The sequence below is a fragment of the Achromobacter sp. genome (genome assembly GCF_050285585.1).
Taxonomy (GTDB): Bacteria; Pseudomonadota; Gammaproteobacteria; order Burkholderiales; family Burkholderiaceae_B; genus Achromobacter.
Genome location: NZ_JBLZXF010000015.1, coordinates 14,175 through 27,550, shown reverse-complemented (window position 1 = coordinate 27,550; position 13,376 = coordinate 14,175). Strand labels below are relative to the sequence as shown.

At 66.6% G+C, this 13,376-nt stretch carries 10 protein-coding genes; 7 read left to right on the top strand and 3 right to left on the bottom strand.

The window, feature by feature from the left end; all coding sequences use genetic code 11:
- The first annotated feature begins 7 nt into the window (after positions 1–7).
- From ACN6PJ_RS19340 to ACN6PJ_RS19330, 3 genes are read left to right on the top strand one after another with little or no spacing between them, the layout of a single operon-like run.
- Positions 8–895: a glycosyltransferase family 2 protein gene (locus tag ACN6PJ_RS19340; protein WP_427997456.1), complete on the top strand. Its 888-nt coding sequence runs from the start codon at positions 8–10 to the stop codon at positions 893–895.
- Complete coding sequence (locus ACN6PJ_RS19335) at positions 892–1,452, top strand: putative colanic acid biosynthesis acetyltransferase (protein ID WP_427997455.1); 561 nt, start codon at positions 892–894, stop codon at positions 1,450–1,452. The genes ACN6PJ_RS19340 and ACN6PJ_RS19335 overlap by 4 nt, the downstream gene beginning before the upstream one ends.
- A complete protein-coding gene (locus ACN6PJ_RS19330) occupies positions 1,449–2,693 on the top strand; it encodes a glycosyltransferase WbuB (protein ID WP_427997454.1) in 1,245 nt (414 codons plus the stop codon). The genes ACN6PJ_RS19335 and ACN6PJ_RS19330 overlap by 4 nt, the downstream gene beginning before the upstream one ends.
- Before the next feature lie 17 nt (positions 2,694–2,710).
- Here the strand turns inward: ACN6PJ_RS19330 and ACN6PJ_RS19325 are convergent, their stop codons facing one another.
- From ACN6PJ_RS19325 to ACN6PJ_RS19315, 3 genes are all read right to left on the bottom strand, one after another.
- Positions 2,711–3,373 carry a DNA-binding response regulator gene (locus ACN6PJ_RS19325; protein WP_427997453.1) on the bottom strand — a complete coding sequence of 221 codons (663 nt, stop codon included), beginning with the start codon at positions 3,371–3,373 and terminating at the stop codon, positions 2,711–2,713.
- A gap of 357 nt (positions 3,374–3,730) precedes the next feature.
- The gene (locus ACN6PJ_RS19320) at positions 3,731–4,480 is read right to left on the bottom strand and encodes a response regulator transcription factor (RefSeq protein ID WP_427997452.1); all 750 of its coding nucleotides are present in this window, start codon (positions 4,478–4,480) and stop codon (positions 3,731–3,733) included.
- Between the two features lie 565 nt (positions 4,481–5,045).
- Positions 5,046–6,650: a glucosamine inositolphosphorylceramide transferase family protein gene (locus tag ACN6PJ_RS19315; protein ID WP_427997451.1), complete on the bottom strand. Its 1,605-nt coding sequence runs from the start codon at positions 6,648–6,650 to the stop codon at positions 5,046–5,048.
- A 386-nt stretch (positions 6,651–7,036) separates the two neighbouring features.
- On the opposite strand from ACN6PJ_RS19315, the gene ACN6PJ_RS19310 reads away from it, so the two are divergent.
- The 4 genes from ACN6PJ_RS19310 to ACN6PJ_RS19295 are packed head-to-tail and all read left to right on the top strand — an operon-like array spanning position 7,037 to position 13,357.
- Positions 7,037–7,708, top strand: a complete 672-nt coding sequence (locus ACN6PJ_RS19310; RefSeq protein WP_427997450.1) for a TetR/AcrR family transcriptional regulator — start codon at positions 7,037–7,039, stop codon at positions 7,706–7,708.
- Positions 7,709–7,736: 28 nt separating this feature from the next.
- Positions 7,737–10,085, top strand: coding sequence for an acyl-CoA dehydrogenase (locus ACN6PJ_RS19305; RefSeq protein WP_427997449.1), 2,349 nt, complete (start codon positions 7,737–7,739; stop codon positions 10,083–10,085).
- Between the two features lie 12 nt (positions 10,086–10,097).
- The gene (locus tag ACN6PJ_RS19300) at positions 10,098–11,393 is read left to right on the top strand and encodes an acetyl-CoA C-acetyltransferase (RefSeq protein WP_427997448.1); all 1,296 of its coding nucleotides are present in this window, start codon (positions 10,098–10,100) and stop codon (positions 11,391–11,393) included.
- Positions 11,390–13,357: a 3-hydroxyacyl-CoA dehydrogenase NAD-binding domain-containing protein gene (locus tag ACN6PJ_RS19295; protein ID WP_427997447.1), complete on the top strand. Its 1,968-nt coding sequence runs from the start codon at positions 11,390–11,392 to the stop codon at positions 13,355–13,357. Before ACN6PJ_RS19300 ends, ACN6PJ_RS19295 begins: the two co-directional genes overlap by 4 nt.
- Positions 13,358–13,376 lie beyond the last annotated feature (19 nt).

Genomic DNA, 13,376 nt, shown 5'->3' with positions numbered 1-13,376 from the left:
CAGCATCATGCAGAAGATACCGGTTTCGGTCGTCGTCATGACCAAGAACGAGGAACGCAATATCGCCAAGTGCCTGAAGGCGCTGGTCGAGTTCGACGAGGTTTTCGTCGTGGATTCCAACAGCACGGACGCCACCTGCCAGATCGCGACGGCAATGGGCGCGAAGATTTCAAACTTCCAGTGGGACGGCAAGTATCCGAAGAAAAAGCAGTGGTGCCTGGAACAGCTGCCTTTCTCGCATCCCGTCGTGCTGTACGTCGACGCCGACGAGGAAATGACGCCCGGACTCGCCGCCGAAATACGCGATGCGCTGCCGCGCTTCGCCGCCGGCGCGGGCGGCGCCTTCGTGCCGTTCGACTATGTGTTCTGCGGCAGGAAGCTGGAACACGGACATCGCGTCTACAAGCTGGCGCTGCTGGCGCGCGACCGCTCGCGCTTCCTGGACTACGACGACCTGGACGTGGCCCACATGTGGGAAGTGGAAGGACACTACCAGCCGCAGGTCGAGGGCGAAACGTTCGCCCTGCGCCAACGCATGGTGCACAACGACCATGACTCGCTGTTCCACTATTTCGACAAGCACAACCGCTATTCCGACTGGGAGGCCAACCTCCGCATCAAAGGCCTGATGAACGATCCGCGCGAAGCCAACGTCGGCGCCCGCGCGCTGCTCAAGCGCATCTTCCAGGCCATGCCGTTCAAGGCGCCGATCGCCTTCCTGCATTCCTATCTGTTCCGGCTCGGCTTCCTGGATGGCAAGGCCGGCTATGACTATGCCGTGGCGCGCGCCATGTACTACTGGCAGATCCGGATCAAGACCGAGGAGATCCAGAAAGCCCGGCTGGCCGACGCCGCCGCGGCGCGCGACGACGCCGTGGCGGGGGCCGCGAAATGAGCGCGCTCCAGCGTCTCGACCGCTTTGCGCTGGCGCCCGGCCAGCGCGGCCGCTCCGCGCTGACGGTCCAGCTGTGGTGGATGGTGCAGGGAACGCTGTTCCGCTGGTCGCCGCAAGTCGCGTACGGATTCCGCCGGTGGCTGCTGCGCTGTTTCGGGGCCCGCATCGGACGCAAGGTGCTGATCCGGCCCACCGCCACGGTGACCTACCCCTGGAAGGTCGAGATCGGCGACTACGCCTGGATCGGCGACGACGCCGTCATCTACAGCCTGGGGCCCATTTACGTCGGCGCCCATGCGGTCGTCTCGCAGCGCAGCTATCTTTGCGCCGCCGATCACGATGCCGGCCAGCCGGAGTTTCCCCTGCGCGAACGCGCCGTCCGCGTCGAGGAAGGCGCATGGGTCGCCACGGACGTGTTCGTCGGCCCCGGCGTGACCATCGGGCGGGAGGCGGTGATCGGCGCCCGCAGCTCGGTGTTCCGCAACATGCCGCCCGCCATGGTGTGCCACGGCAATCCTTGCCGTCCTGTCCGGCCCCGCAAGGCGGACCCGGCATGAAAATCCTCATCTACGGCATCAACTACGCGCCCGAGCTCACCGGCATCGGCAAGTACAGCGCCGAGATGGCCGAATGGCTGGCCGCGCGCGGCCACGAAGTCGGCGTCGTGACCGCCCCGCCCTACTACCCCCAGTGGGAGGTGCACGCGGGCTACCGGGCGGGCCGCTATCGCAAGGAGACCCGGCGCGGCGTCACCGTGCGCCGGGCGCCGCTCTGGGTGCCCGGGAAACCAGGCGGGCTCAAGCGGCTGATCCACCTGGCGAGCTTCGCCCTGTCCAGCCTGCCCTCGCTGCTGCGCGCCGCCGCAGGGCGGCCCGACGTCATCCTCGTGGTCGAGCCCGCGCTCTTCTGCGCGCCCGCCGCCTGGCTGGCGGCGCGGCTTTGCGGCGCCCGCGCATGGCTGCATATCCAGGACTACGAAGTCGATGCCGCCTTCGAGCTCGGGCTGCTCAAGGGGGCCGGCCTGCGCGCCGCCGTGCGCCGGGCCGAACGTTGGCTGATGCGCCGCTTCGACCGCGTCTCCACGATTTCGAACCGCATGCTCGACCTGGCCGTGGCCAAGGGCGTGGAGCCGGGCCGCGTGGTACTGCTGCCCAACTGGATCGACGTGGAAGCGATCGCGCCGCGCGGCGGCGATTACCGCGCCGAACTGGGCATACCGGAAAACGCCGTGGTTGCGCTGTATTCGGGAAACATGGGCGGCAAGCAGGGCCTGCAGACGCTCGCGGACGTGGCGCGGCGGCTCAGCCGCGAGCATCGCCTGTGGTTCGTGTTCTGCGGCCAGGGCCCGGAACGCGCGCCGCTCGAGGCCCAATGCCAGGGCCTGCCCCGCGTCCGCTTTCTCGATCTGCAGCCGGCCGAGCGGCTGGGCGAACTGCTCAACACCGCCGACATCCACCTGCTGCCGCAGCGCGCCGGCGCCGCCGACCTGGTGATGCCTTCCAAGCTGACCGGGATGCTGGCCAGCGGCCGGCCCGTGGTGTGCGGCGCTGCGCCTGGCACCGAACTGGCCTGCGTGGTGGAAAACTGCGGGCTCGTGACGCCGCCCGAGGATGGCGCGGCCATGGCCGACGCGGTGCGCAAGCTCGGCGACAACGCGCGCATGCGCGAAACGCTGGGCGCCGCCGCGCGCCAATACGCGCTGGCCCACCTGCACGTGGACACGGTGCTGGCCGCCGCCGAACGCGAATTCGAGGCAGTCTCGGCCTCCAAGGGCAAACCCGACGCCCGGGAAGCGTAGGCGGGCCTTCGCCCTTCCTACGAGTTCGAATCATGCTTGGCGGGCGGCTGGGCGCCGCTTCTCACCAATCCCATCTGCACGGCGATGTAGGCCGCTTCGGCCTGATTGCGGGCATTGAGTTTCCAGTACAGGGTACGCGCGTGGCTTTTTACGGTCGCCACCGAAATGCCGACCTGTTCGCCTATCTCCCTCATGGTCTTGCCCTGCACGAGAAGCTGCAGGATCTCTTCCTGCCTTTGGGTCAATTCGCGCAGTTCCTGCGTCGGCGCATGGGCGGCGCCCTGCGGCCGGGCAATGGGCTGCGGATAGCATTCTCCGCCCGCAAGCACCAGGCTCACCGCGGCGGCCAGCGCGTCCGGATTGGACGCCTTCGGCAGGTAGCCCGCCACGCCGGCGCGCGCGCATGCAGCCATGACGCCCTGGTCCAGCACTGAATACAGCACCAGGACCAACCGCGGCATGAAAAATGCCATCGACTGCGACAGCAGCCCCACGTCCTGTTCCGCCAGGCCGCTGCAACCCACGACCAGCAATTCCACTGGGCGGTTGATCGAGCTGGACATATTGAGCAGATGCGCTGGCGAGATGGCCAGGATGTCGTCGGCGTTGCGCACACGCTCCAGCACATGCTGGATCGCGACACGAAGCAGAGCGTAGTCTTCGATCAGTACGGTTGTCATCCCGGAGGGAACCTTGTGACACGTGGCCCATACACGGTTCCCATGACGCTGGCGCATCATCGCTGCAATGACAGGCTGCTTGCGCCACCGGCCTCACGGGAAGCTCGTCCACCGCATCGGATCGAATTGGCGAGGCGGTGGTGGATCGCCCTGTCAATCCATGCTAGCGGACACAACCCATGCTATCAGCGGCTACGTTCGCTGAATCTCGTTCAGGTGGATGAATGGTGGAGGAATGCGGTTGCACTGCAACCGCCGCACTGCTATGTAAGTCGTAGCCATGATGGCTATGCGCGGCCCCGGCAGCAATGGAACTGGCGTTCCAGGCTGCCGGGCAGGCAGCGCGCCCTGCAACCGTCATCCAACCTTGCGCCCATAGATCTGCCCGGCGTCCACATCCCTGCCATTCGGTTCATGCCATTCCAGGGTCGCTCCGCGCTGCAGCGCCGCGTACACGGCTTCGCCCTTGTTCTTGACATGCAACCTTTGGTACAGCGTGCAAGCGTGCGTCTTTGCCGTGGCGACCGAAATATTGAGCATCCTGCTGACCGTCTTGATCGGATATCCACGGGCCAGGAGCACCAGCACTTCATATTGGCGCGGCGTGATCTGCAACAGCTGCGCGCCCGCGCTGACCGGCATGGCGCCCTTGGCCGCGGTATCGTCGGCATCCCGGGCCGGCAATGCGCAGACCGCTTGGGCGGGCGCCTGCAAGGCCTGCTCGCTGGGGAAGCACTGCCCGCCGGCCATGACCAGGCGGATGGCCGCCTCCAGGATTTCGACCGAAGCCGTTTTCATCAGGCAACCGTAGACGCTTGCGCCGGGCAGCCCCTGTACCGGCATGGGCAACGGCATGACGTCCGTCAGAAGCAGGATCCGCTTGGGCGTCAGGACGCGCTGGATCTCATGCAACGCGCTCCACGCCTCGTCGGTGTCCACCGGCAACCCGTAGATGAGGAGATCGGCACCCGCATGCACGCCATCGGCCTTGGATACATCCGCCAGGCCCATCCCCTCGATTTCCCACACATCATCCAACTTGCTAAGAATCTGCCACAACCCCAACCGCAGGAGCGGATGGGCTTCAATCAGGACCATCTTGGCCATGGTGTCCTCCCGGTTTTTCGACGGGCCTAGAAGGGATCTTCGCTGTGCTGAAGACTATTTTTATCCAGCCCCTGCGGGGGTGGTCCGCAATATCCCGGAATATCTAATGAAGCCGCACCGGGGCGTTTGGGCTGGGAGACTTTGGTAGCCAACATAACGGATGGCATGGACCCATCTTATGGTTCGAAATTGGCAAAATCAAGACGTTTCGGGGCGATATAATCCGACAAAAACAGAAATCATTCGTTAGCCTTAATCACTATCGTAAATCCGGATGAGATGTTCCTTTCGTCCATTCAGGCGCTAGGGTTTCCACCAGCATTTCCCCCGGCGCAAACACCGTTTTCCCTATGGAGCGAGGGCCCGGACAGCAGCGCATTCCGGCGATGGCGCGGCTGTTACGGCCAAGAAAAGGCCGCGCCCGGGCATCCGCCGGACGCGGCCATGAATCGCCGATAACGAGTCCGATAGCTGTCTATATGTTTCCACGGACACATCATGCCCGTGCGCGCGTTCCGTATTCGAAATATGGGTAACATTTTAATTTGTGCGCCGCCGGCATGATTTACTCCATATAGGCGAAATCAAATACCGTATGCCCCCCCTGGTGGTGCCAATGGTGCATTGAAGCATGGCGCTTCCTCAGGAAACTGGCGTAGTGGATTTCGCCGTCCGTTTCCACGTACGTGGAGGGTGACAGCGCTTCGATCCGGTTCAGGGAGACGCCCTTGCCGTAGTGGCAGAAGCCCTGGTACTGGGCGCAGCGCATGACTTCCCCGCCAGGCGAGACCACGATCCCCGCGTTACGGGCCCGCATCGGGTTGCGGACGATGGGATTGCAGGCATGCGGCGTCCATTCCGTGGAGCGCGGCGAGTCGGCGAAAAACGCAAATAATTCGTCGCAGTGGCTCTGGCCGTCGGTGCGATCGATATTTGTTAATAACCACCAGTATTCCCCGTGCTTGAAAATAATCGTGTCCACCGCCGATATATTGGTCATCAGATTAACATCCAACTCCCACTTGAGCGGAAAATCCGTGCATTTCCATAACTCGATACTGCGGTTTCCGCACGTTTCCGGAACCATGTAGGTAATACCCTCATGCTCGAATATATATGGAAACGACAGGTGGTACGGCAGGTTCAAGGCGGTCCCGAGCAGGCGGAAAGCCCCGTCGGAGTATGTCGCGACCGAAATCGTCCCTTTGCGGGAATTAAAATCGTAGTCCTCGAAGAAAATATATGGCTTCTTGTCCTGGGTATATACGAACGGATCCGCGAAGAATCTGCCCTTGGGAGGCTGCAGCACCATGGCCTCGGATACCACGGCTTGTTGCCTGGCCGACGGAAACATACCAATCCGCCAGCGTATATTGCGTTTCATGACGCGCCGCACAATCAAATCCGACATTAACCAGGCCTGGCGCGCGATGTAGGCAGCGCTATTCCACTCCACCGGATCCTCCCGGCGCTGGCCGCTCATGATCTGCATACCGGGCGGCGCCGCGCCTTGCCTGGCGCGGGCCAGCGCCTGGAGCGCGTCGAAGGCCATGAGATTTCCCAGGCTGAATGCGCGAGCCTGGTTCTTCAGCCAGAACACTTCGGTATTGAAACTGCGCTGGTCCAGCAATTCATCCTCTTCCAGCCGGGCGCCGACGCGCCAGAGCTTTACCGTGGTGTGGTCCTCGCGCTGATAGACCTCCCAGAAACCGGCATACCGGCTGGTCGCCACCGCAATGTCCGAATAACTCAACTGCCATACGCCCAGCCGCGCCCACCCCACCAGTTGTTCGCGCGTGGCCGGCGAAGCGCCCAGCGTGATCACCAGATCCAGCCCCATCGCCGCGACCTCGTCGCGCGCATCCGCCGCGTCGGCATCCGGATCCAGGGGAACGACGGCGGCCGTGTCCGGCGGCACGCTGTCGCGCAGGTCGTGGCATGCCAGCATTTCGCGCTGTTTCGCGGGCAGCAGCCGGGCCTCCAGGCGAGACAGGGTGCCGAACAGGGCTTTCACGCCCAAACGGGGCGACCTGTCGCTGGACGATCCACTCATCACCAGCAAAGCGGCAACATCGAAATCCTGGCTGTGCCGAAGCCACTCGACCATCTCATGCATCCAGCCGGGCTGCTCATACCCATCAACCAGCAGTCCCACTCTGTAGGTCTTCATTTCTCCTGCTCCTGTGTCGGGGCGAGTTCGCATCCGCTGCCCTTACGGCGAACGGGCTAGCCATGCATGCGGGTCTTTGTCCGTGCCGCGCATTCGAGTCCTCGCGCTGATACTGCGGTGTTTTTGGCTTGTCTTCCAGACCACATTTATCCTAGAGCGCCAGTCCGAGGACAAAAGGCTCAGGTTCGCGCGGACGGGGGAGGCGCCGGCTCGCCCGCTTGCATGGAGGCACTCATCCGCTTGGGGGAGAACGCCGCCGCCGCGGACGGCCCTCTGCGGCTGGCGCGTGGATGCTAGTGGTAAACCCTATTGGGGATAGCCGAGGCTCGCTTCTCCGCCATCCCTAACGCATAATGGTTTTTAAACGAACGTTTGAATTCAACCTTATGCAAGAAATCAGATCCCCCAGCACCCGTGAAGTGATCCTCGATACGGCGGAGGCCCTGTTCGCGCAACAGGGACACGACGCGACGTCGATGCGGCAGATCACGGGCGCCGCCGGCGTGAACCTTGCGTCGGTGAACTATCACTTCGGCTCCAAGGAGTCACTCGTGCAAGCGGTGCTCAAACGCCGCCTGGCGGTGCTGAACCGCGAGCGCCTGCGCCTTTTGGACGAACTGGAGGCGCAAGCCCAGGGCAAGCCGCTGAAGCCGTCGCAGATCGTGGACGCCTTCTTCGGCACGCTGCTGCGCCTGGCGGCCGACCCCGCACAGGCCGGCAGCACCTTCCTGCCGCTGCTGGAGCGCACCATGACCGACCCCTCGGACTTCATCCGCGGCCTGTTCGCCGAGGAATACGCGGACGTGCTCGAGCGCTACCGCAACGCGCTGTTCGCGGCGCTGCCCGACGTGCCGAGGGCGGAAATCATGTGGCGCTTTCAGTTCATGCTGGGCGCCACGTCGTACGCCATCATCGGCACCGACCTGCTGCGCTCCGTCACGGGCTGGACCATCGACGAAGCCGAGCAGCCCAACAACCCGGATCTGCTGCTGCCCCGCCTCATGAGCTTTCTGCTCGGGGGCCTGCGCTCGCCCCTGCCGCAAGTGCCTTCGGCCTAGGGCGTCCAATTTCCACGGAGGCAAGAACATGAACGCTGTCATCGTCGCCCTCGCCATCATCGTGCTGCTCGCGGCCGTCGTGGTGGGCGTGCGCCCCATCCGCAGGGCGTTGCTGTCGGCCCCTATCTTCAACCTGTACCGCAAGGTGCTGCCGCAGATGTCGGACACCGAACGCGACGCGCTGGAGGCCGGCACGGTGTGGTGGGAAGGCGAACTGTTCCGCGGCCGGCCCGACTGGAGCCGCCTGCTCGCCTATCCGCGTCCGCGGCTGACCGAGGAGGAACAGCGCTTCCTGGACAACCAGGCCGAAGCGGCCTGCCGCATGGTCGACGACTGGAACGTCACGCAAGAAAGCTACGACCTGCCCGCGGACGTCTGGGACTACCTCAAGGCCCAGGGCTTCCTCGGCATGATCATTCCCAAGGAATACGGCGGCCTGGCGTTCTCGGCCTATGCGCATTCCGAGATCGTGACCAAGCTGTCCACGCGCTCGTCCGCGCTGGCGGTGTCCGTCATGGTGCCGAATTCCCTCGGCCCCGCCGAACTGCTCCTGCACTACGGCACCGACGAACAGAAAAACCATTACCTGCCCCGCCTCGCCCGCGGCGAGGAAGTGCCCGCCTTCGCGCTGACCAGTCCCTGGGCCGGCTCCGACGCCGCCGCCATCCCGGACAGCGGTATCGTCTGCAAGGGCGAATGGCAAGGGCGCGAAGTGATCGGCATGAAGGTCACCTGGGACAAGCGCTACATCACGCTGGCGCCGGTATGCACCCTGCTGGGCCTGGCCTTCCGCCTGTACGATCCGGACGGCCTGCTGGGCGGCAGGAAAGACCTGGGCATCACCTGCGCGCTCGTGCCGCACGACCACCCCGGCGTGGACACCGGCCGGCGTCATTTCCCGCTGAACGCGATGTTCATGAACGGCCCCACGCGCGGCACCGACGTCTTCATGCCGCTGGACTTCATCATCGGCGGCCCCGCCATGGCGGGACAGGGCTGGCGCATGCTGATGGAGTGCCTCGCGGCGGGACGCTCGATTTCGCTGCCTTCTTCCAACACCGGCATGTCCAAGCTGACGGCGCGCGCCGTGGGCGGTTACGCGCGCGTGCGCAGCCAGTTCCGCATGCCCGTGGGCAGGTTCGAGGGCGTCGAAGAGGCGCTGGCGCGCATCGGCGGCCACACCTACATGATGGACGCCGCCCGCAGCATGACCGCCGGCGCGGTGGATCTCGGCGAAAAGCCCTCGGTCGTTTCCGCCATCGTCAAATACCATGTGACCGAACGCGCCCGCCAGGTCGTCAACGACGGCATGGACGTCATCGGCGGCAAGGGCATCTGCCTGGGCCCGTCCAATTTCCTGGGCCGCGCCTACCAGCAGATCCCCATCGGCATCACCGTGGAAGGCGCCAACATCCTCACGCGCAGCCTGATCATCTTCGGCCAGGGCGCGATTCGCTGCCATCCCTATGTGCTGGCCGAGATGCAGGCCGCGCAATCGCCCGACCGGCGGCAGGGGCTGACCGACTTCGACCGGGCCTTCTGGGGCCACGCGGCCTTCGTCGCCAGGAATGCGCTGCGCGCCGCCGGCACGGCTCTCACGGGCGCGCGCCACGTGGCCGTGAACGCCGATGTCGCGCCGGACATGAAACGCTATTACCAGCTGCTCAGCCGCTACAGCGCGGCCTTCGCGCTGCTCGCCGACACGTCCATGCTGGTGCTGGGCGGCAGCCTGAAGCGCCGCGAACGCCTCTCCGCCCGGCTGGGCGACATCCTGTCGCAGATGTACCTGGCCAGCGCCGCGCTCAAGCGCTTCGAAGACGAAGGCCGCCAGGCCTCCGATGCGCCCCTGGCGCACTGGTCCGTCCAGGATGCGCTGTTCAAGCTGCAGCAAGCCTTCGACGGCGTGCTGGAGAACCTGCCCAACCGCGCGGTGGCCTGGATCCTCGCCCGCCTGATCTTTCCGTGGGGCCGCCCCCAGGCTCTGCCGTCGGACCAGCTGGGCCAGGACGTGGCGCGCCTGCTGATCCAGCCGGGCGCCGCGCGCGACCGCCTGACCGCGGGCTGCCACCTGCCCGCCACCGACCGCGAGCCCGTGGGCGCCATCGAACAGGCGCTGGCCGCCACGATCGAGGCCGAACCCATCGAAGCCAGGATCCGCGAGCTGGAGAAACGCGGCGCGCTGCAAGACAATCCGCAAGCCAACGTGCGCGACATCGCCGATGCCGCTTTCGCGATCGGCGGGATCACCGCGGAGGAATACGCGGTCGTGAAGCGCCGCAACCGCTTGCGCGATACCGTCGTGAAAGTGGATGATTTCGCCTTTGATTTCGGCGCCGAGGACCGCATCGAGCCCACGGCCGAACGCAAGGTCGCCTGACGGAGGAATCGGATGGCATTCAAACCGGTTTACGTGGTCGATGGCCTGCGCACTCCCTTCCTGAAGGCACGCACGGGCCCGGGTCCCTTCTCCGCCGGAGACCTCGCCGTGCAGGCCGGCCGCGCCCTGCTGCTGCGCCAGCCCTACGCGCCGTCGGATCTCGATGAAGTCATCGTGGGTTGCGCCGCCCCCTCCCCCGATGAAGTGAACATCGGCCGCGTGATCGCGCTGCGGCTCGGCTGCGGCAACAAGGTGCCGGGCTGGACCGTGATGCGCAACTGCGCATCGGGAATGCAGGCCCTGGATTCGGCCATCGCCAATATCCAGTCGGGCCGCTCGCAATTGGTGCTGGCCGGCGGCACGGACGCGCTGTCGCGCGCGCCGGTGTTGTTCTCGGACGACATGGTGCGCTGGCTGGCGGGATGGTACGCGGCCCGCGGCATGGGCGCCAAACTGGCGGCATTGCGCCGCTTCCGCCTGCGCAGCCTGGCCCCGGTGATCGGCCTGCTCAAGGGGCTCACCGACCCGGTGGTGGGGCTCTCCATGGGGCAGACCGCCGAGAACCTCGCCACCCGCTTCGGCATCGACCGCGCCGCGATGGACGCCTACTCGGCGCAGAGCCACCGCCGCGCGCTGGCGGCCCGCGCCGCGGGCGCCATGGGCGAGATCGCGCCCTTGATCGACACGCAAGGCAGGCTGTACCCTGAAGACGATGGCGTGCGCGCGGACTCCACGCCCGAAAAGCTGGCCAAGCTCAAACCCGTCTTCGACAAGCCCTGGGGCAACATCACGGCAGGCAACAGTTCGCAAGTGACCGACGGCGCCGCCCTGCTGGCGCTGGCGTCGGAAGAAGCCGTCCGCAAATGGGACCTGCGGCCGCTGGGCCGCATCGTGGACAGCCAGTGGGCCGGCCTGGACCCGGCGCAGATGGGCCTGGGCCCGGTGCATGCCGCCACGCCCATCCTGCAACGCCACGGCCTGGGCCTCAATGACCTGGACTTGTGGGAAATCAACGAAGCCTTCGCCGCGCAGGTGCTAGGCTGCCTCGCCGCCTGGCGCGACGAGGCTTATTGCCGGGAACACCTCGGCACGGCGGCCTGGGGCGATCTCGATCCCGGCCGGCTCAATGTCGACGGAGGCGCGATCGCCATCGGGCATCCGGTGGGCGCTTCCGGCGCCCGCATCGTGCTGCACCTGCTCGACGCCCTGAAGCGCCGCGGCGCCCGGCGCGGCATGGCGGCCATCTGCATCGGCGGCGGTCAAGGCGGCGCGATGCTGGTCGAAACCCTGGACGAGGACCGCCCATGACCACGATGGATACGCTCTCCCACTGGCGCCTGGACCGCGATCCCGACGGCCTGGCCTGGCTGACGTTCGACCGCGCCGGCAGCGCCGTCAATGCCTTGTCGGCCGACACCCTGGCGGAGTTCGCCGTCGTGCTGGATGCGCTGGACAAGGCGCCGCCCAAAGGCCTGGTCATCCGCTCCGGCAAGGCCACGGGTTTCATCGTGGGCGCCGACGTCAATGAATTTGCAGGCCTGGACACGCCCGAACAGGCGCGCGCGCTGGTGGCGCGCGGCTGGAACCTGTTCAACCGCGTGGCCGCCCTGGCCTACCCCACGCTCGCCCTGATCGAAGGTCATTGCCTGGGCGGCGGCCTGGAACTTGCGCTTGCGTGCCGCTACCGTCTGGTGGCGGACCAGCCCGGCGCCTCGCTCGCGCTGCCCGAAGTCATGCTCGGCATCTTTCCGGGATGGGGCGGCATGCTGCGCCTGCCGCGCCTGATCGGCGCGCCCGCGGCGCTCGACATGATGCTGACCGGCCGCGGCGCCGACGCGCGCCGCGCAGCGGCGCTGGGGCTGGCGGACGCCCGCGTTCCGCCGCGCCTGCTGCTGGCGGCCGCCCGCCAGACCGTGCTGTCCGGCAAGACCCCGCGGCGCGCGCGCGGCCTTGCCGGCTGGACCAATCGCTGGCCGCTGAAAGCCATCGTGGCCCAACGCGCCCGCAGGCAGATCGCCGCCAAGGATCCACAGGGACACTACCCCGCAGCGCCCGCGATCGTGGATCTATGGGAAAAGCACGGCGGCAACGCGCTGCAGGCGCCCGAACTGATCGACCGCATCCTTTCGTCCGGCACCGCCCGCAATCTGCTGCGCGTGTTCCGCCTGCAGGAGCGTCTGAAGGCCAACGGCAAGCAGGCCGGCATCGTCCCCGCCCGCCGCGTGCACGTGGTGGGCGCCGGCGTGATGGGCGGCGACATCGCGGCCTGGTGCGCGCTCAAGGGCATGACCGTCACCTTGCAGGACCAGGACATGGCCCGCATCGCGCCCGCCCTGAAGCGCGCCGGCGAATTGTTCTCGCGCCGCCTGAAAGATCCGCGCCAGGCCCGGGCGGCGTTCGACCGCCTGATCCCCGATCCGTCGGCCGCCGGCGTGCCGCTGGCCGACGTGGTCATCGAAGCGATCAGCGAACAGCCCGACGCCAAGCGCGCGCTGTATCGGTCGCTCGAGCCGCGCATGAAACCGGAGGCCCTGCTCGCCACCAACACGTCCAGCCTGTCGCTGGAGACCCTGCGCGCCGGCCTCGCCCGTCCCGGGCGCCTGATCGGCATCCACTTCTTCAATCCGGTGGCCAAGATGCCCTTGGTGGAAGTGGTGCACGCGGCAGGCGACGCGGGCGACGCGCAAGCCCGCGCCTGCGCCTTCGTGGGCCAGATCGACAAACTGGCGCTGCCGGTCAGGAGCGCGCCCGGCTTTTTGGTCAACGCCGTGCTGGCGCCCTACATGCTGGAAGCCATGCGCAGCGTGGACGAAGGCGTGGCGCCGCAGGCCGTGGACGCGGCCATGGTCGCCTTCGGCATGCCGATGGGCCCGCTGGAACTGGCCGACACCGTGGGCCTGGACATCGCGCGCGCCGCGGGCGAAGCGCTGGCGGACGGCGCCGCGCCGCCCCGCTGCCTGGCCGACCGGCTGGCGCGCGGAGAACTGGGCCGGAAAAGCGGCCAGGGCTTCTACGCCTGGCGCGACGGCAAGGCGGTAAAGCATGCAGGGGCGCAGGCCGGCGCGCCTGCGGGGCTGGCGCGGCGCCTGATCCAGCCTTTGATCGACGCCACTCGCCAGCGGGTGGATGCCGGCATCGTCGCCGACGCCGACCTGGCCGACGCGGGCGTGATTTTCGGCACGGGGTTCGCGCCCTTCACGGGCGGCCCCCTGCATTACCAAGGCAGTGAGGGACCGGCCCCGGCCGGGATGGCAGGATCCGCAGTGCAATAGCGGCATATATCCAACACGA

Bases quoted from the DNA above. Each gene is read 5' to 3' on its own strand.
- ACN6PJ_RS19340 (WP_427997456.1), top strand. From the start codon at position 8: ATGCAGAAGATACCGGTTTCGGTCGTCGTCATGACCAAGAACGAGGAA.
- ACN6PJ_RS19335 (WP_427997455.1), top strand. From the start codon at position 892: ATGAGCGCGCTCCAGCGTCTCGACCGCTTTGCGCTGGCGCCCGGCCAG.
- ACN6PJ_RS19330 (WP_427997454.1), top strand. From the start codon at position 1,449: ATGAAAATCCTCATCTACGGCATCAACTACGCGCCCGAGCTCACCGGC.
- ACN6PJ_RS19325 (WP_427997453.1), bottom strand. From the start codon at position 3,373: ATGACAACCGTACTGATCGAAGACTACGCTCTGCTTCGTGTCGCGATC.
- ACN6PJ_RS19320 (WP_427997452.1), bottom strand. From the start codon at position 4,480: ATGGCCAAGATGGTCCTGATTGAAGCCCATCCGCTCCTGCGGTTGGGG.
- ACN6PJ_RS19315 (WP_427997451.1), bottom strand. From the start codon at position 6,650: ATGAAGACCTACAGAGTGGGACTGCTGGTTGATGGGTATGAGCAGCCC.
- ACN6PJ_RS19310 (WP_427997450.1), top strand. From the start codon at position 7,037: ATGCAAGAAATCAGATCCCCCAGCACCCGTGAAGTGATCCTCGATACG.
- ACN6PJ_RS19305 (WP_427997449.1), top strand. From the start codon at position 7,737: ATGAACGCTGTCATCGTCGCCCTCGCCATCATCGTGCTGCTCGCGGCC.
- ACN6PJ_RS19300 (WP_427997448.1), top strand. From the start codon at position 10,098: ATGGCATTCAAACCGGTTTACGTGGTCGATGGCCTGCGCACTCCCTTC.
- ACN6PJ_RS19295 (WP_427997447.1), top strand. From the start codon at position 11,390: ATGACCACGATGGATACGCTCTCCCACTGGCGCCTGGACCGCGATCCC.